The sequence below is a fragment of the Pseudonocardia sp. TMWB2A genome (assembly GCF_017312135.1).
In genome coordinates, this window is sequence record NZ_QKQY01000001.1 from 1,673,773 (window position 1) to 1,692,039 (window position 18,267).

17 protein-coding genes are annotated in these 18,267 nt (G+C 60.4%); 6 read left to right on the forward strand and 11 right to left on the reverse strand.

Features of this window, described 5'->3' with window-relative positions; all coding sequences use genetic code 11:
- Positions 1-54 precede the first annotated feature (54 nt).
- From DMP17_RS07780 to DMP17_RS07795, 4 genes are all read right to left on the reverse strand, one after another.
- Positions 55-1,023: a FecR family protein gene (locus DMP17_RS07780; protein WP_337828496.1), complete on the reverse strand. Its 969-nt coding sequence runs from the start codon at positions 1,021-1,023 to the stop codon at positions 55-57.
- Between the two features lie 2 nt (positions 1,024-1,025).
- The gene (locus DMP17_RS07785) at positions 1,026-1,541 is read right to left on the reverse strand and encodes an RNA polymerase sigma factor (protein ID WP_337828497.1); all 516 of its coding nucleotides are present in this window, start codon (positions 1,539-1,541) and stop codon (positions 1,026-1,028) included.
- A gap of 154 nt (positions 1,542-1,695) precedes the next feature.
- Positions 1,696-2,139, reverse strand: coding sequence for an alternative ribosome rescue aminoacyl-tRNA hydrolase ArfB (arfB, locus tag DMP17_RS07790; RefSeq protein WP_337828498.1), 444 nt, complete (start codon positions 2,137-2,139; stop codon positions 1,696-1,698).
- The gene (locus tag DMP17_RS07795; RefSeq protein WP_337828499.1) at positions 2,096-2,812 is read right to left on the reverse strand and encodes an RluA family pseudouridine synthase; all 717 of its coding nucleotides are present in this window, start codon (positions 2,810-2,812) and stop codon (positions 2,096-2,098) included. The genes arfB and DMP17_RS07795 overlap by 44 nt, the downstream gene beginning before the upstream one ends.
- Before the next feature lie 144 nt (positions 2,813-2,956).
- On the opposite strand from DMP17_RS07795, the gene DMP17_RS07800 reads away from it, so the two are divergent.
- Together DMP17_RS07800 and DMP17_RS07805 are read left to right on the forward strand one after the other, a co-directional pair.
- A complete protein-coding gene (locus DMP17_RS07800) occupies positions 2,957-4,126 on the forward strand; it encodes a tetratricopeptide repeat protein (protein ID WP_337828500.1) in 1,170 nt (389 codons plus the stop codon).
- An 88-nt stretch (positions 4,127-4,214) separates the two neighbouring features.
- Positions 4,215-5,327, forward strand: a complete 1,113-nt coding sequence (locus DMP17_RS07805) for a tetratricopeptide repeat protein (protein WP_337828501.1) — start codon at positions 4,215-4,217, stop codon at positions 5,325-5,327.
- 135 nt (positions 5,328-5,462) lie between these two features.
- On the opposite strand, the gene DMP17_RS07810 is transcribed toward DMP17_RS07805, so the two are convergent.
- On the reverse strand, positions 5,463-5,879 hold the full coding sequence (locus tag DMP17_RS07810) for a PEP-CTERM sorting domain-containing protein (RefSeq protein WP_337828502.1): 417 nt from the start codon (positions 5,877-5,879) through the stop codon (positions 5,463-5,465).
- A 365-nt stretch (positions 5,880-6,244) separates the two neighbouring features.
- Between DMP17_RS07810 and ctrA the strand changes: the two genes are divergently transcribed.
- Positions 6,245-6,961, forward strand: coding sequence for a response regulator transcription factor CtrA (ctrA, locus tag DMP17_RS07815; protein WP_337828503.1), 717 nt, complete (start codon positions 6,245-6,247; stop codon positions 6,959-6,961).
- 115 nt (positions 6,962-7,076) lie between these two features.
- On the opposite strand, the gene DMP17_RS07820 is transcribed toward ctrA, so the two are convergent.
- Entirely contained in the window at positions 7,077-8,504 is a 1,428-nt protein-coding gene (locus tag DMP17_RS07820) for a M20/M25/M40 family metallo-hydrolase (RefSeq protein WP_337828504.1), read from the reverse strand.
- 111 nt (positions 8,505-8,615) lie between these two features.
- Between DMP17_RS07820 and DMP17_RS07825 the strand changes: the two genes are divergently transcribed.
- The 3 genes from DMP17_RS07825 (at position 8,616) to DMP17_RS07835 (ending at position 11,752) form a co-directional block, all read left to right on the forward strand.
- Positions 8,616-9,107 carry a GAF domain-containing protein gene (locus tag DMP17_RS07825; protein WP_337828505.1) on the forward strand — a complete coding sequence of 164 codons (492 nt, stop codon included), beginning with the start codon at positions 8,616-8,618 and terminating at the stop codon, positions 9,105-9,107.
- 207 nt (positions 9,108-9,314) lie between these two features.
- On the forward strand, positions 9,315-10,253 hold the full coding sequence (locus DMP17_RS07830; protein WP_337828506.1) for a glycine zipper 2TM domain-containing protein: 939 nt from the start codon (positions 9,315-9,317) through the stop codon (positions 10,251-10,253).
- A 416-nt stretch (positions 10,254-10,669) separates the two neighbouring features.
- A complete protein-coding gene (locus DMP17_RS07835) occupies positions 10,670-11,752 on the forward strand; it encodes a hypothetical protein (protein ID WP_337828507.1) in 1,083 nt (360 codons plus the stop codon).
- A 117-nt stretch (positions 11,753-11,869) separates the two neighbouring features.
- Here the strand turns inward: DMP17_RS07835 and DMP17_RS07840 are convergent, their stop codons facing one another.
- From DMP17_RS07840 to DMP17_RS07860, 5 genes are all read right to left on the reverse strand, one after another.
- Complete coding sequence (locus tag DMP17_RS07840; protein WP_337828508.1) at positions 11,870-13,588, reverse strand: ATP-binding protein; 1,719 nt, start codon at positions 13,586-13,588, stop codon at positions 11,870-11,872.
- Positions 13,589-13,647: 59 nt separating this feature from the next.
- Positions 13,648-14,430 (reverse strand): TIGR02186 family protein, encoded by a 783-nt coding sequence (locus tag DMP17_RS07845; RefSeq protein WP_337828509.1) that lies wholly within the window; start codon positions 14,428-14,430, stop codon positions 13,648-13,650.
- On the reverse strand, positions 14,427-15,341 hold the full coding sequence (locus DMP17_RS07850) for a sulfite exporter TauE/SafE family protein (RefSeq protein WP_337828510.1): 915 nt from the start codon (positions 15,339-15,341) through the stop codon (positions 14,427-14,429). Before DMP17_RS07850 ends, DMP17_RS07845 begins: the two co-directional genes overlap by 4 nt.
- Before the next feature lie 88 nt (positions 15,342-15,429).
- Entirely contained in the window at positions 15,430-16,266 is an 837-nt protein-coding gene (locus tag DMP17_RS07855; RefSeq protein ID WP_337828511.1) for a hypothetical protein, read from the reverse strand.
- A gap of 272 nt (positions 16,267-16,538) precedes the next feature.
- Positions 16,539-18,014 (reverse strand): glycosyl transferase family protein, encoded by a 1,476-nt coding sequence (locus DMP17_RS07860; protein ID WP_337828512.1) that lies wholly within the window; start codon positions 18,012-18,014, stop codon positions 16,539-16,541.
- Positions 18,015-18,267: the final 253 nt, after the last annotated feature.

An 18,267-nucleotide genomic window follows, 5' to 3' on the forward strand; every position in this document is an offset into this window, starting at 1 on the left:
ACGATAGGGCGTCCCCAATCCCGTAACGGGTATGGAAAAAAATTTCTCTGGCGCTCAACGGGGCGCCAAGAGGATAAGGCCCTTTTGTTGCCGCACCTTATATCCGTAAAGGCCGGCCGCAGCGGCAGCGAACTCGCTATTATTTGTCACCGCAAAAACGCCGCTCAACCGCTGCTCTCCCATAGCGGGGTCGGCAAGGGCCAATTTGGTGTGGCTATACCGGTTCATTTCCCGGATCGCCGCGTGAAGCGGGACATTGTCGAACACCACTTCGCCGGAGCGCCAAGCCAGTTGCGAATCAAGGTCGGGCCGGTCCACCAGCGGCGCCCGTGCATCGACCAGCCTGATGCGCTCGCCCGGCACAAGATGCCGCACCGTTGTCGGCTTACCGTCCCGTCCGGCGACCACACCGCCTTCAATCAGCGACACTTCGAATTTGCCGCGGTCAATCCGCACCGCAAAGCGGGTGCCGGTCGCGCGGACATAATCATCCCCGAAACGGACAATGAAGGGGCGGCTGGTGTCATGTGCAACATCGAACAAGGCTTCGCCCCGTTTGATTTCGATGACTCGCGCCTCACGGGTAAATTCGGGTTTGATGAAGGTGTCGGTATTGAGCGCGACATGCGATCCGTCGTCCAACGTGACGGCAAGCTGTTCGCCCACGGCGGTTTCATACCCGCCAGAAGGCCACAGATAAAAGGCACTTCCGACGCACAGAAAAAGCGCAACGCTCGCCGCCAGCGCCATTTTGAACCAATTATCATTGGCCGGAATTTTAGCCGGAATTTCAGTGTCGACTTCAGGTGCAGAAGCCGGTTCTGTTGCAGTGACCAATGCGAGGTCATCCCACATCATGCGTGCTTCGGCATAAAATTCGGCATGGGCCATATCTTCGGCCAGCCATTGATCGAGTTCGGGGAAGGATTGCGTCCCCATGCCCTCCGCCTGCTCGCGCAGCATCAGCGCAAGTCCATGGTCGCGCACCGCCGCCAAAGGGTCGGATATGCTGTTTGCCATCATGCTCACCCTTCGGACGCGGCCTTATGCACCCGGTCAATCAACTGCTTCAATCCTTTGGCCAACCTCTTTTCCACCGTACTCAAACTCACGCCATGCCGTTTTGCAACCTCCGCCAGCTTGATGCCCTCAATCCTATGCTCGCGAATGATTGCAGCCGTTAACGGATCGAGCGCGGCAAAGGCGGCCTCTATGAGTTTCAGACGTTGCCGCCCCATCAAAACCGCATCAGGGAGCGGATTTTTATCGACGATGTCATAATCTTCGACAGGAATCGGCGAAATCCGGTTGCGTCTGCGCGCGCGCGTATAGTCTATCGCCAGATTGACCACGATGCGACGGAGCATCCCTTCGGGATTCTCCACGCTATTATTGACCGCATAACGCTGGAATTTTCCGAAGGCGTCCTGCACCAGATCGGGCGCATCCTGCGCGGCAACGCCAGTGCGGACAGCAAGGCCGGTCAGCCTTGCCGTCAATGCCTTCGCCCCTTCCGCATCCAGCGCATCTATCCACGTCATGATCGTCCGGTTCCAATCCAAGCCCGGTCGTGTCGCTATCGCCGCCCTTCTCCCGTGAAGGGGCAGCCCGATAGTCTAGAAAAAGCTCCATAATCACAATTGTTACAATTTGACGGAAAAAACGGGTGGGGCCGTTTTTGCAGTCATGGTTTTTCTAATCCGGCCGCACCTTGCCGCGCCCTTGTTTGACGCTGGCGCGGCTTTTCTTCGCGTCGACGCGGCGGGCCTTGGCGGCTTTGCTGGGTTTGGTTTTGATGCGCGGGGGATCGCGTTCAAAGCTTTGCGCGATAAGGGCGGTCACGCGCGCCCGTGCATCGGTGCGGTTCGCTTCCTGCGTGCGGAAACGGCGCGCGGTGATGACCAGATCGCCCTCGCTGTTGAGCCTGCTGCCCGCCAATTGTTTAAGCTTGCGGAACGCATGGAGCGGCAGGCCGAGCGCATAAATATTGATGCGCAACTGGACGGCAGTGGCGACCTTGTTGACATTCTGCCCGCCCGGTCCGGACGCGGCGATAAAGCGTTCCTCGATCAGATCTTCGGGCAGGATATAAGGGTCAGCCATCCGCCACTGGCCGTTGGTGCGCGCGCGGATCGACATAGGTATCGGGCGTGTCGGGATCGGCAAAGCCTGCCGCGATGAAGCGGTCAGGCAAAGGCGCGCGCGCGGCAACCGGCGGCTTGCCCGCGCGCATGACCGACAAAAAGCTTGAATGGAGCAGCATCGGTGTAGTCCCTGTGGCGGCACCCCCATAAACCCTGTCGCCGACAATCGGCAGGCCAAGGCCATAGAGCGCATGGGCGCGGATCTGGTGGGTGCGGCCGGTTTCGGGGCGGAAGCGGACGAGCGCGCGGCCTTCCTTAACGGCCAGCACTTCCCAATCGGTGCGCGCCGCCTTGCCGCGTGCATCGACGACCATGCGCCAGCCTTCCTCCTTGGTCGATATTTTGAACAAGGGGCTGTCAATGCTGCCCTCTGTGCCGTCCGGCACACCCTCCAGCACCGCGATATAGTCTTTGCCCACCTGTCGTTGCTCGAACGCTTGGGCAAAGCGTTTCAGCGCCTTGGGGTTACGCGCGAGCAACAGGCAGCCTGACGTATCGCGGTCGAGCCGATGCACAGGTTCGGGCCAACGCTGGAACCCGAAGGTCAGGCTGGCAAGATAATTTTCAAGGCTGAGCCCGCCCTGTTTGGGCCGCGTAACCGCCAATCCTGCGGGCTTATCAAGGATAATCGCTTCGGCGTCGATAAAGAGGATGCGCTGGTCAAGCATAGCGCCGCCGCCATGCCAGCTACACCGCATCAGGGGAAGCGAAAAGAGTTGGCGGGACCGGTGCCGCTCGCGTAAAGATGACCGCATAGGGGTCGAGGACGATTGGCAAAAAGCGTGACAGCAAGAGCGAAGAAAACAGCCTATATGCTGCTTGTGGCCGCCGCCACCCTCGGCCTGTCCGCCTGTCGCCCCGCGCCCGAAAAGCCGCCGCTCGAAACCGCGCAAGCCTTGTTCGAGCGGCATCAATATCGCGAGGCGCGGATCGAATTGGCAGGCGCTTTGCAACGCGCGCCCGATGATGCGCGATTATATCTGCTCAACGCGCGCGTCCATCTGGCGCTGGGCGAAGGGGCGGAGGCCGAAGCGAGCGCCCGCCGCGCGCGCGACCTTGGCACGCCGGACGCACAAGTGTCGCCGTTGCTCGCCCAAGCCTTGCTGCAACAGAAAAAGCCCGAAGCCCTGCTCGCCGAATATGGCGCGCAAGATAGTGCTGCGGCCTACCGGATGCGCGGCGCGGCCTGGCTGTTGCTGCGCGACCCCGCCAAAGCGCAAAATGAATTTGATGGCGGGCTGACCAAATATGCCAAGGACGCGCCCTTGCTTGCGATGCGCGCGCGGCTGGCGCTGCAACAGGGCCAGATTGGCGACGCGCAAAATTATGCCAAGCGCGCGGTGGCGGCTGATCCTGACTATGCCGCCGCGATGCTGGTTGCAGGCGACAGCGCCCGCGCGGCCAAGGATATGGCCGGCGCACGCACCTATTATAGCGCGGCACTCAAACTCCGGCCCGCCAATATTGCCGCCAAAATCGGCATGATGAAAATATTGTCCGCGCAAGGCGATGACGATGCGCTGGCCCCCTTGCTCGATGAACTGGTCGAACAGGCCCCCGACCATCCCGATGTCATCTTGATGAAAGCGCGGCAACTGGTGGCGGATGGCGATATGGAAGCGGCCAACCGGCTGTTGCGCGAAAAATCGGCGATTATTGCGCAGCGTCCCGATATGCTGCTCGCGGCGGGCGAGATTGCTTTGCAACAAAATTATCTCTCGCTCGCGATTGACCGCTTCGAACAGATTTTGCGGCTTACGGCAAATAATGCGGCAGCAAATAATGCGGCGCCAAATAATCTGACGCCGGACATTGTGAAGGCGCGTTATCTGCTCGCGCGCGCCTATCTTACTGAAGGGGATAGACAAAGTGCGCAGCGCACGCTTGCCCCGCTCGCCAATGCTAGGGATATTCCGGCGGATTTGCGTCCGCTTCTTGCCGCCACGTCCGCAAAAAATCCGCCGCCCGTGCCGCAACAATAATATTTTTTTCACCAATCCATGTAAAAACCAATCCATGTAAAATTGACCTTAATTGGAAATTGCCCTCACCCGCACAGGAGATAAGGACATGGATCGCCGCGCGCTCATGCTGGCCGCCGCCTGCACATTGACGTTGATAGCCGGATGCCGGAACATAAATCCCGAAGAAGCGATGGCCAAGGCGGTCGCCTTCCACGCTGCGCATGATTATCAATCCGCGCGCGTCGAATTGATGAACGCACTGCAAGCCGATCCCAAAAATGTCAAAGCCCGGCTGCTGGCTGCCGAGGTGATGATCCAATTGGGCGATGGCGTTGCGGCGGAGCGCGAAATCGCGCTCGCCCGTGAAGGCGGGGCCGGTGAGGTCGAAACCCGCCCGCTCCTCGCCCGCGCTTATTTACAGCAAATGCTGCCCGCCAAGGCGCTCGACCTGCTCGGCGAACAAGCAAGCGATACCGATAGCGCGGAGATATACCGGCTGCGCGGGGAGGCTTTTGGTGCGCTCGACAAGGATGCGCAATCCGCGCAACAATTTGAACAAGGGCTGGCCGCTTTCCCGCAAGACCCGCTCTTGCTGGTGAATATGGCACGGCTGCGCCATTCCGAACGCGCATTGGATGAGGCTGCAACACTGGCGGCCAAAGCGGCAGAGATTGCGCCCGCATTACTCGACGTGCAGATGATGAACGCCGATGTCGCGCTCGCCAAGGGCGATTTGGCCAATGCCCAAATCTGGTTCGACAAGGCGATTGCGGCCTATCCGCTCGACCTTCCGGCCAAGCTGGGCAAGGCGACGGTGTTGTGGGAGCGCAATGACCGCAAGGGCGCGCTCGCCATTGCCGCCGAGGTGCTGAAGAAAGACCCGAAAAGTCCGGTCGCGATCATGATGAAGGCGACCGACCTTGCCGATGCGGGCAAGGAAGAAGAGGCGCTTGCACTGATGCGCACGACCATTCCCTTCTTTGAAAATGACCCGACCAGCTTGCGCATCAAGGGCGATCTGGAATTTCGCAAAGGCTTTTATGCCACCGCCGCGCGCCATTACCGGCAGGCGGTGAACCAGCGGCCCGACGCGCCGGAACTGCGCTACAAGCTGGCCAGCGCGCTGGTCAAGGATGGCGACACCGATGGCGCACGCACGGTCCTCGCTCCCGTTGCGGCGCGCGACGATATTCCGGCGGCGCTTCAGCCTTTGCTGTGACCGCCCTGAGGCCTCAAGACCGCCTATAAGCTATAGACACAAAAAAGGCCGCTGCCCCCAGCGGCCTTTTTCTTCGGGTAGCGCAGGGCTGGTCAGCCCCTGTCGCCTACTTCCCCGTTGCCTAATCCGGAACGATTAGCCGTTATGGCGGCGGCGACGCGCGACGCCGATGGCAGCCGCCCCTGCAGCGAACAGTGCGAACAGGCCGGGTTCGGGAACCTGCGTGCCGCCGGTGCTGGTCGTGGTACCGCCGCTGGTGGTGGTGCCGCCTGTCGTGGTGCCGCCAGTCGTCGTGCCACCCGTGGTGGTGCCACCCGTCGTGGTGCCACCCGTAGTCGTGCCGCCGGTCGTGGTGCCACCCGTGGTCGTGCCGCCGCTCGAACCGCCGCTGGTGCTGGAACCGCAATTATTGTTCCAGCAGTGGCCGCAATCATAATAATGTTTGTGGCCCTTTTTGCCGCCGAAATAGGATTCGTAAAACGAACCGGTGGCGTTTGCGCTGGTGCCGGTGAAGGCGAGGGCCGCGATTGCGACCAAGGCGAGCTTTTTCATAAAATTCTCCAACGTGACGAAACAAAAAATTTGTAAATTATGCACGTCAACAAAAAGCAAACACCGTGCCAACCGCAGTTATCGGCCAATTTCACTGGTTAACGATAACAACATCTGTAAAGAATCCTGACGCTTTTGCGCTTCGATTTTACATTAACAACGATGCCGCGCGCAGGAAGGTGAACCGCCTTGGAACGGCGCTTTTACGGGGCTGGCTTTATCTTTCAACGAGATGCGACTCGGCAGAAATTAAGCATTGACGAAAAATTAACCTTTCACGTTCATAAGTTTCATGGTTAATAGTTCTGCGCCCCGTGCGAATAGGTGTATCGGGGTGCGACGGGGGTAATTTTAAGGGGTATCATATGCGCGTTTTGCTGATCGAAGACGAGCCGACAACCGCGAAAGCCATCGAACTGATGCTGTCGACGGAAGGCTTTAACGTCTATACGACCGATCTGGGCGAAGAGGGCCTCGATCTGGGCAAGCTTTATGATTATGATATCATCCTGCTCGATCTCAACCTGCCCGATATGCATGGTTATGATGTGCTGAAAAAGCTGCGTAACGCCAAGGTGCAGACGCCGGTTCTCATCCTGTCGGGCATTTCGGAAATGGACAGCAAGGTGCGCTCGTTCGGCTTTGGCGCCGATGATTATGTGACCAAGCCGTTCCACCGCGACGAGCTGGTTGCGCGCATCCATGCCGTAGTGCGCCGTTCCAAGGGCCATTCGCAAAGCGTCATCCGTACCGGCAAGCTTGCGGTTAATCTCGATGCCAAGACGGTCGAGGTTGACGGCAACCGCGTCCATCTAACCGGCAAGGAATATCAGATGCTGGAACTGCTCTCGCTGCGCAAGGGCACGACGCTCACCAAGGAAATGTTCCTGAACCATCTTTATGGCGGAATGGACGAACCGGAACTCAAGATTATCGACGTTTTCGTCTGCAAGCTGCGCAAGAAACTCGCGCTCGCCTGTGGCGGGGAAAATTATATCGAAACCGTGTGGGGTCGCGGCTATGTGCTGCGCGACATGGATGACGAAACGGCTGGCAGCCCGATCGCTGCCGAAGTCGCCTGATACTGGCCTTCACTTACCCGAAGAGAAAAACCGAAAAAAAGGAGCGGGAGGGCAACCTTCCGCTCCTTTTTTTATGTGCGCTTTTATGGGCGCGCCATTCATATGCGCCGCCTGTCTATTGCGACAAATCGGTGAACAGCGACAGATAATAAGTGATGGCAGGCGCAATGTTAGCGACCGGCACCCGTTCGTTGAGGCCGTGGCTGAAATCATCGCTATCCTTCATGAATAGAGGACTTGCGCCATAGCTGGGGACGCCCAGCGCGCGATACCACATACTGTCGCTCGCCCCCGATGCCATGCTGGGAAAGACGGGCAGCTTGGGGTGGATTTTATGCATCGCTTTCGTCACCGCCGCGACGAAATCCGCCCGCACCGGCGAGGCAGGCGAAGCAGTCGAACCTTCGCTCACATCCTTGAAACGGATAGCAGGGTCTGCCGCTACCCGCTGTAACTCGGCCATAATGTCGGCGGGCTTATGCCCCGGAAAGATGCGGCAGTTAATATTGGCCGTCGCGCGTTGCGGCAGCGCGTTGAGCGCATGGCCGCCATTCATCATCGTCGTCACACAGGTTGTGCCGATCTTGCCGACCATCGCCGGATTATCCGCCAACGTCGCAACCGCCCCGCCATCTGCCGGATTGGCGGCAAAGCGGCGCATCGCGGCGGCTATCTCCTTATCCTCATAATGGGACGCCGCATCGAAATAGCTGCGGCTGATGTCATTAAGTTCGGGCGTGAAGCGGTATGCGCCGATTTTGACCAACGCCGCCGAAAGCTGGTTGATCGCATTGATTTTGCGCGGGGCGGAGGAATGGCCGCCCGGATTGGTCACGCTCAATTCGAAATCGGCATAGGTTTTTTCCGCGCCCTGCCAGGTGAAGTAACGCGCCTTGCCGCTCGCTTCGTCGACCGATCCGCCACCGCCGTCGATATTCAGCACCAGCTCCGCATTTTTGAACCGCTCGGCGATAATCTGGCTGGTTTTCATCGTGGTTTCCTCATCCCCCGAAAATTGGAGGATGATGTCGCGGCGCGGGGTATAGCCCTGCCGCTTCATTTCGATGAGCGCCGCAATCGCCAGCGCCGCGTCCAGCTTCATGTCACTCGCGCCGCGTCCGTATAGATAGCCATTTTCGACTATCGGCGTGAACGGATCGCGCGCCCAGTCGCTCGGCTTGGCTTCGACTACATCCATATGGCCGGAAATGACGAGCGGTTTGGCGGCCGCCGCCTTGCCGCGCCAGCGCGCGATGAAATAAGCGGTATCGTCAAGCGGGTGGATTTCCACATCCTCCGCCGCAAAGCCCCCTTTGACCAGCGCCGCTTTGAACAAGGCCGCCACTTTTGCGGTCTCATTGCCCGGCCCCGCGACCGAACGCAACGCAATCGCCTGTTTGGCAAGTTCCAACGCCTGCGCTTCGGCAACCGGATGGCTTTGGCCCTTATTTTGGCTCTGGTCCTGACTTTGATTTTGCGCGCCCGCCGGATGGGCCGCGCACAACATCATCCCCGCCAGCATCCAGCCTGTCTTGCGCCGCATATCATCCTCCCTTTTATGTCCGGACGCGACGCTCCACCAGCAAAGCAAAACTGTCAACCATGACATTTATGCCCTCTTGGGCGCGCGCGGCTTATGACGTAAGAAAGCGGCATGTATGATTTTGCCCTCAGCGCCGCCGATAGCCCGACCCTCTACCGCGATCTTGCCGATGCCGCCGACGCCGTAACCCAAGGCGAGCCGGACGGCATTGCCAATATGGCCAATGTTGCGGCCTTGGTGTGGCAAGCCCTGCCCGACCTCAACTGGGCGGGTTTTTACCGCATGGACGCGGCGGGCAAGACATTGGTGTTGGGGCCGTTCCAGGGCAAGGCCGCGTGCATCCGCATCCCCTTGGACAAGGGCGTGTGCGGCGCGGCGGCGGCAAGCGGCGAAGTGCAACTGGTCGCCGATGTCCATGCTTTCCCCGGCCATATCGCCTGCGATGCGGCAAGCCGGTCCGAACTGGTTGTCCCCGTCATCCATGACGGCAAGGTCATCGCGGTGCTGGATCTCGACAGCCCGACTCCGGGACGGTTCAGTGCGGAAGATGCAGAAGGCTGCACCGCTTTATGCGCGCGTATCGCGGACCGCCTAACCGCCTGAAAGCTTTTACATCCACGCTTGACGCCTGTGCTTGCCGGCGCCGGTTACCGGTGCCGCAGGACAGGATTTCCCACGCATTCCGCGTATAATTTAACCTTTTCGTCCTTAACGGAAAAGGTAAATTTTTCATGGCTTTACACTGGCCCGAAAAGAGACATTTTGCCGCTTTTCATGGGGTCGCCATAGCCGATAAAATTTGCTAATAATTTGTTAACCATTGCGCTGGGCCCGCAATTTTCCGTGTGGTCGGCCAGAGAGGAGTTAACCATGCGAACTTTGTTGCTGCTAGGTGTTGCAGCCGTTGCGGCCCTGTCGAGCCAGCCTGCCAAATCGGCAATAACCGGCCTTGGCGACTCGGACGCGGCCCACGCCGCTCCCCTCTCAAATCCTCTCGCAAGCCCCGCCGGTTATAGCCCGCAATCGGGCACCGATTACACCCCGCCCGCCTATCGCGGCGATACCGATCGCGGCTCCCCTTATCGCGGCTCCCCCTATCGCGGAGATGCCGGTTTTGATTATAGCTATTCGGAAAGCTATGAAGGCGATGGCTATACGCCCCCGCCCTATCCGCAAGATTATGACCCCAACCGCAGCTACCGCTATGACCGGCGCTATAGCGATGCCGAAATGGCGCGCATGTGCCGCAGCGATGACGGCGTGGGCGGCGCGGCGATTGGCGGCGTCGCAGGCGCGGTTGTGGGCAATCGGGTTGCGGGACGCGGCAACCGCACCGCAGGCACGATCATCGGCGCTGGCGTCGGCGCGGTCGCAGGCGCGCTCGCGGACAAGGAAGAAGACCGCCAACGCTGCCGCGAATATCAGCGGCGCGTTGCCTATGAGCGCGAATATCGCGACTATTATGACCGCTATTATCGCGACCAGAATGGCGGAAATAGCTATTATGGGAATGGCTATTACGGCAATGGTTATGGCTATTATGAAGGCAGCAGCTATGCCGCGCCCGAAACCGTGGTGCGGACCGAATATGTGCCTTACACCACCACGGTCACCACGACCGAAACCAGCTATGATTATAGCTATCCGCAAGCCCGCACCAGCCGCGTGCTGGGCAAGAAGCGCGTGCGCGCCAAGCGGCCTGCGGTCAAGCGTCCGGCGGTCAAACGCCCCGCTTGCATCTGCAAATAATAAAGGATAGCATCCGTAAAAATATATAGTTTGGGAGGGGAGACCCGGAAGGCCGCATCATGGGAAACCATGGTGCGGTTTTCTTATATGCGGGGTGTGTGCGGCGGCACTGGGGCGCGGCGGAAAGATAGGCTAAGCCTCTGAAAATCCTCCCCTGACAAGGGGAGGTGGCGCGACCGAAGGTCGTGACGGAGGGGTGACAGCCTCCCGATAGCACAAGATATTTGCTGCCAAGACGCGCTTCTTTTCTATAGCGGCAGCCCGCGACAACCCGCCTCACCCGACAACACGACACCCCTTGCTTCTTTGCTGACGCAAATGCCACCTTCTCTTTTGAAGGGAGCAATTTAAGTCCGGCTCTCCGCTTGATACCCCACATTTTTCTACGAAGATTTTCCGCTTTCCTACAGCCATGCGTGTTCGTCAATTTCGACCTCATGACCTTAAACAGCCCTGATTCGCCCCGCCCCGATTCACCCGGCCACGATTCGCCCGGCCCCGAAGCCGCTCTGTTCGCGCCATTGCGACCCCGCCGCCAGCGCCGCGACGGATGGACCGCCACGCGGCGCGCGGCTTTTCTCGATGCGCTCGGCCATAGCGGATCCTTCAAGGATGCCGCCGAACAGGTCGGCATCAGCCGGATGAGCGTGTGGCGGTTGAGGGTCGAAGATCCCGGCTTTGACGCGGCGTGCAAAGCCCGTCAGCGCGAAGGCGTGATGCTGCTGCGCGACATTGCCCATGCCCGCGCTCGGCAAGGTCTTGCCCGTCCGATATTCGACGCGCACGGCACACAGGTCGGCACCCATCTCCGGCTTGATTGCACGATGCTGATGTTCCTGCTCACCCGCTATGACATGGAGATTGCCGCGCCGCCACGCGGGCCGAAAAATATCTGCCCCGCCCCGCCGCCCAAGCGCGCCATGCCGCACAGCGAACGGACCTTGCGCACCATGCTCGCCGCACGCCACCGTGAACAGGCCGCGCATATTATGGATGAAATAGAAGAGCGGCTCGACGCGCTCGACATTGCCGATCTTTACGGCACGCCCGATGTGGAATTGCCACGCGCACGGGCGGCGGCGGGACAGAGGACAGGTGCGGGACCGGATGCGCCGCCACAATCTGCGCCCAGCCCTCAGCCGCAACCGGAGCCGGGCTTCGTCTCCGAACGGAGCGCGGAAACGGACATAGAGCCAAGGCCCGCGCACAACCATGCCCGCCAAGTCAGCCGCGCCCATGCCGCCAGCCTTCCCGCACCTGTCGCGCCTATCCTTGCGCTGCTCGCGCCGCCTGCCCCCGCTATCCCATGCGCCCTCTTCGCGCCAAAGGTTACATACCCCCTTAACTTTAGCGATGACAGGGGTGCGGAACCGGAGAATGGAACGCACTCCAAAATCCTCCCCCGACAAGGCCGATCCCCGCCTGACAAAGACAAATCCTCATGGAACAAGGATAAATCCTCCCCTGGCAAGGGGAGGTGGCGCGCCCGAAGGGCGTGACGGAGGGGTGTCAAGCTATCGAGAGGGCAACACCCCTCGCGTCATTTGCTCACGCAAATGCCACCTCCCCTTGCAGGGGAGGATTTGGAGATGCGAGATGGAGGTGGGTAGCCCGCCTTACCGGCCCTGACTGCGCCAGCGGCGCACGACGCGCTCCAATATCTCGGCTTCCCCGCCGGTTTGTTTCCACAATTCGGAAAAGACGGGGTCGGTCGAGGCGGGGCGTTTATGCTCTTCCAGATTGTCGAGCGCGACGCGGATCGGGATCGACACGCCTTCGCCGCAGATGATACATTCGCGGTTGCGCAGCGCGGGGATGCTGTCGACAAAGCCGCGCGAGCCTTCGGGCATCGCCGCCTTCACAAAATCGCGGTCGCGGTCATTGTTGAGGCGCATCGAAATAATCGTGCCGCATTGCGACAATACGCCTTCGGCCAGATCGGACGGGCGCTGGGTGATAAGGCCCAGCGATACGCCATATTTACGGCCCTCCTTGGCGATGCGCTCCAAGATTTTGCGCACCGACTGGCCGCCGCCTACCGTCGAATTGGGGATATAGCGATGCGCTTCTTCGCACACGAGCAGCACCGGACGTTGCGGTTCATTGCGCGCCCAAATCGCATAATCGAACACCAGCCGGCTCAGCACCGCGACCACCACCGATGTAATATCGGACGGCACGCCCGACACGTCGATGATCGAAATCGGACGGCCATCGGACGGCAGGCGGAAGATTTTGGCGAGGAAGGCGGCCATAGTGTCGCCGACCAACATGCCCGAAAACATGAAGCTGTAGCGCGGGTCGTTTCGCATTTCTTCAATCTTGTTCTTGAGCCGCATGAACGGCGCGGACGAGGTCGATTTGTCGAGCTTGCCCATTTCAAGCTGCAAGATGTTGAGGAGGTCGGACAAAAGATAGGGGATCGGCGAATCCACCGTAATCTTACCGATTCCTTCGGCAAGGCGGCTCTTGGCGCGCGCTTGCAGCAGGCATTTCGACAATATGTCGCAATCCATCTGCCGCTCGCGCCCTTCGGAGGTCACGAACACTTCGCAATGTTCTTCGAAATTGAGCAGCCAGTAAGGCATGGCGATATTATCGACATCGAACAAAGCGCCGATGCTCTGGAAGGCCGCCGCATATTCGCCATGCGGGTCGATCATCAGGATATGGCCTTCGGGCGCGGCTTCACAGATGCGATGGAGGATGAGCGCGGCGCTGGTCGATTTACCGGTGCCGGTGGACCCCAGCAGCGCGAAATGCTTGCCCAGCATCGCGTCGATATAAAGCGCGCCGCGAATGTCGCGCGTCGGATAGACGGTGCCGATTTTGACATGGGCGCGGTCGTCGGTCGAATAGACCTGCTTCAAATCGCCGCTGGTCGCCGCAAACACATCCGACCCCGGCACCGGATAGCGGGTCACACCGCGCCGGAATTTATAGATTTTACCGGTAAGTTTTTCCTCGTCACCTTCGCCCATAAAGTCGATCTGCGCGACAATCATGCCCTCGCCACGTTCATACATTGCCTGGGTGCGGATGCTCGCGAGCAGCCAGACCGCGCCCACGCGGATCTTGATCTGCGCGCCGACCTGCCCCGCCATGGCGAGCGCCGGATCGGACGACAGGGCATATTGGCTAAGCAATTTGGCATCGAGCAACACCCGCGCGCCGGAGCCTGTGACTTCCATCACCTCGCCGATAAGATGCTGGTTGGCGGGCGGCGCGTTGACCGTCACCGGCGCCTCTTCAACCCTCGCAAATCCTTGCTGGAAATTATTCTGACCCGACAAATCCATTGATACCCCCCAACCGCGCGCGAAAGCTTCACGCACATTTGTCCGGATTTTTACGCCCGAAGGGTAAAGAAAGGCTTAGGGTTAACGCGAAAAAATCAGCCGCGCTTCTGGAACAGGAACGCCCCCGCATAGCCGAAGGCGAGCGACACAAGGATTGCGACAAGGCCGTAAAGAAAGCCGTAACGCTGCGCGGAGTCCGCGACAAACCGCTCGAAACCCGACTTGCGGATAACAATATCGCGCGAGGCGACCGCCAGCACGCGGCCTTTGCTGACGAGGAAGGTTTCGGCGGTATAATGGCCGACCGGCACCCGCGCGGGGATGGCGATGCGCGCGCGATACAAGACGCCTTCGCGGATTTCGACCGCATCGGGCTGTTCGTCAAACAGTTGGTGGCTTTCGTTAAGCTGGATGAGGCCGCGTTCGAAACGCGCCGATTCCTTGGCGTCGCTGGTGCCCCCGGGGGAAAGCTGGAGGTTTTTGAGACCAAGCTCGTAAATGGCGGCGGTGCGTTCATCCACCAGCCGGTCGATGGGCCGCGACGATGCTATCGCATAATAGCCCGGCACACTGCGGAAGCGCGCGCTTTCGGCGTTAATCCATACTCCCGCGATGCGCTGCTTTTCGCGCAAGGTGACGGGACCGGACGGGCCTTTCAGCACGACAACAATGTCCGCCTGACTGTCCGGCAAGCGCCCGCCGGGATAAAGGATCGCCCCGAACAGCAGCAAATCTTCGCCCGAAAAACTATATTGGATGTCGATCGCATTGGTCGACACATCGGGGACCAGTTGCGGCTCTTGCGCTTGAGCATGGAGCGCGGCGGGCAAGGCAGCCATCGCCAGCATCGGCAGGAGGAAGGCGGCCTTGCGCATCATAAATGCTGGACCGAATAGATTTCGTCCGGCCGGAAGCCCAGCCCCATCGCCATGCGCGCCGCGACCAGCAACACGATGGCGGCCAAGCACAGGCGCAGATATTCGGGCCGCAGCTTTTGCGCAAAACGCGCGCCCCATTGCGCGCCGACCACCCCGCCGACGAGCAGCAGCACCGCCAGCACAATATCGACCGCGCGCGTGGTGACGCTGTGCAACATAGTGGTCACCATCGTCACGAACAGGATCTGGAACAAGGAGGTTCCGACCACCACTTGCGTCCCCATGCCCAGAATATAGAGCATCGCTGGCACCATGATGAAGCCGCCGCCAACACCGAGCAGCATCGTCAATATACCGGTCACAAAGCCCAGAATGAGCGGGCCGAAGGGCGAAATATAAAGGCCGGAGCGATAGAAGCGCCAACGCATCGGCAGGCTGGCGATGAGCGGATGGTGGCGGCGTTTCTTGGGCTTGACCGCCTCGCCCGACCGTAAGGCCAGCACCGCATTAAGGCTTTCGCGCGCCATCAGCGAGCCGATAGAGCCCAGCATGATGACATAGACAAGCGCGATTACCGTGTCGATTTGCCCCGCGCTTTGCAGCCAGCGGAACAGGATCGCACCGACGCCCGACCCTATCACCCCGCCGACGACCAGCACCGCGCCCATGCGGAAATCGACGCCGCCGCGCCGCATATGGGCGATGACGCCGGACACGCTTGAGCCGGTCACCTGCGTTGCCGCCGATGCTGCCGCGACCGTCGGCGGGATACCGTAAAAGATGAGCAAGGGCGTGGTCAAAAAGCCGCCGCCAACGCCGAACATGCCGGACAAAAACCCCACGCCTGCACCGAGCAGGACGATGACCAACGCATTGACCGAAAGGTTGGCGACGGGAAGGTATAAATCCATGACCCCCTTTCCTATCGCCCTGCCCCCGGCAAAGCCACCCAAAAACAAGGACGCGTTGGCACGAGGTTAGTTGCGGGGCTAGGGCGGGTTAAAAATCCGTGCCGAGGCTGAGCGCAAGGCCGGAACCGGGGCGGGCAGCTCCGCCTATACGTTGTCGCCAATCGAGCGCCGCGCGCAGCCGATGCCGCTTCGACAGCGCAATATCCGCACTGAAGCGCGGGCCTAGGTCGATCCGCGACGCGCCTTTTTGTGCGCCGCCCCAAACTCCCCCGCCGAACCGCAGCGGGATAGAGCCAATCTTGCCCAGCGGCTTGGTGAGCGTCAGCGCGCCATCGGCAAAGGGGATCGCGTCCTTGATGCCGACGACCCCGGCTTGCGCATAGCCTTCCGCCTCAAGCCCGCCAATCGCCCGCGGACCAAAGCCGCCATAAGCGAGCAAGGCGGGCGCATGGCGTTTCCCCGTGCCATCCACACGGATGCGCTGTTCGACCGCGACCGCCGCATTGATGCGGGCAAGCGGCTTGACCGACGCGCCCAGCGCGACCTCCTTGCCGCCGCGCGCAACCAGCGGTGCGGATGCACGGACATAAAGGTCCACCGCCTTTGCGCGGTCCACCCGATAGGCGATCCGCGCGCCGACCTGACTGCCGCCATAGAGCGGTAGCGCCGCATCACTTTCCCCTGCCCGCTCGCCCGGTCGCCACAGCGCCCACACACTTGCCGACCAGCGCGAGGCGGGCGGCTCCGATTGCGGCGTCACGCGCGCAAAGCTACGGGCAGGCACAAACACTGGCGGGGTCGCGCGAACCTCTGCCAGCGAAAAGCCTTTAAGATGCAGAAAGGGCAAGGGTGCGGCCCCGCCTTTGTCGGCGACCTTCATGGAGGCGGGCAATGGTAAGAATGGCGGTTTGGCCTTGGCGACCATCGCCGGTTTGTGCGCAGGGCTTGGCCGCGCGGGAAGATCATATGCGCCTAGGCCTTGAGGCTCTAGCTTAATCGAAGTCACCCTGTCGGCAACTGATGCCAAGGGGACCAGCTTCACCCCTTCCCAAGTCGCGCCCGTCGCCGCCACATCCTGCGCCGCTGCGCCATCATTCCACATCATGACACTTGCGCGGCCTGTCACCCACAGGCTTAGCACGCCTATCAAAAACACCACCGGACGCCCGCGATACCCGCCAGCATCGGTGGGATGGCTCAAACCGTTTTGTCCTGCCGTCCAGCCGGTGCTGGCGTGTCCTCCAGTACAGGAAAGTCATGGCTGGTCTTGTCCCACACCAACGCCCCGCCGCGCCACAAGGCGACATAGCGCAGCAAGGCACGGCTGTTCGCCGCAATCGCTATCGCATTGGCGAGGAGCGCGCGCGGCAGCGAACGCAACGCTTCGCCCACCCCATATTGCGCCGTGGTAAAGCCCGCCCGCATCGCCATGCGCCACAGCAGGAGGAACAGCGTCACCGCTAACAAAGCCTCTGCGTCGAACCACAGCCCCGTGACCGGCACCACATCCAGCCCCAGCGCATGATAGAGGGCGATACACAACAGATTGACGAGCGCCGCACCATAAGCGGTCAGCAGCAACAAGGCCGCGAGCAACGCGCGCCGGTCACGCCAGCGCATCCAGCGCCAGACAAAGCGCGCCTTCACCTGCGCGAAGGGGCTGTTATGCGCGCCAAGCCAAGGCTCGCGATAGAGCGCCAACCGGTCCCATCCAGCCAGCGAAATCCCCAGAACCCAGCGCGTCTTTTGCCGGATCGACGCGCCCACATCCGCCGGGAACAGGCCTTTGGACGCAATCAGACTGCCATCGTCTGCACGCGCGCGGATGAAGATACTGCGCGCGCCCAATGCGCTTGCCTTGACGCCCAGTTCATAATCTTCGGTCACGCTGTTGCGGTCAAACGGCAGCCCGTCCGCATTGCCGCGCGCGAGCGTGTCGAGCAAGTCATGGCGCAAGGCAACGCCCACGCCCGCCGAGGGAATGGGCGCCCCTAACCAATCGCGCATCGGCATTTCCTTTTGATGCGCTTCAGCAAATTCATCGGCATAATGCGCGCTCACCCAACGGCTGTGCGGGTTGACCAGCGGCACGACGGGGATTTGCACCAGCTCATACGCGGGCAGCAATTTAGCATAAAGGAGAAGCTCGGACGGGTGAACAATATCCTCCGCATCATGGAGGATGACCGCATCAAACTGCGCACCCGATGCCGCTTCATCGGCAAGCAAGGCCTGCCACATGGTGTTGAGATTATCCGCCTTGGTGGTCGGTCCCGGCACCGGATTGATGACGATGCGGACATGTGCGGGGTGCTCGGCCGCAACCGCCTGCACCGCCGCAATGGTCGCATCATCATTGCAATAGCAGCCGACATAGAGGCAGAAATCCGGACCGCTGCGGCGCCCATTCTCCGGCGCCTCTATCCATTGCGCGAGCGTCCAGCGCAGCATCGTGCCGATGACCCCGGCTTCCTGCCAAAGCGGCGTAAAGATGGCGAGCCGGGTCGGCGGCGCGTCGGGCAGGCTTGCCAGCGGCACCGCCTTCCACTTACCGCGCACCCGCCGCGACAGCCACAAAATATCGAAAAGCAGATCATCGCCACCGGTCAATATCATCCCGCAACAGGCGAACAGCATCATTTCATAAGCTGCACCCTGTAGTAGCGAAAGCATAGGCCCGAAATCCCTTCCCCAAAGGATATATCCATTATGGAGGAAGGCTAAGCATTTGACAATATGTTACATTCTCATAATATTGTCCGGACAATGGCCATTATGGAGATGTACAAAGAACATAGGCCTCCAAAACGTAAAGCGCGGCAGAAAGACTTGCATTTACAACAATGTTGAAGCCTTTGACGACGCCTTCCCCTTCAAAATTTCCAATGCGTTGGCACCTATCAGGGAAGCTTTCAGGGCCGTCTCT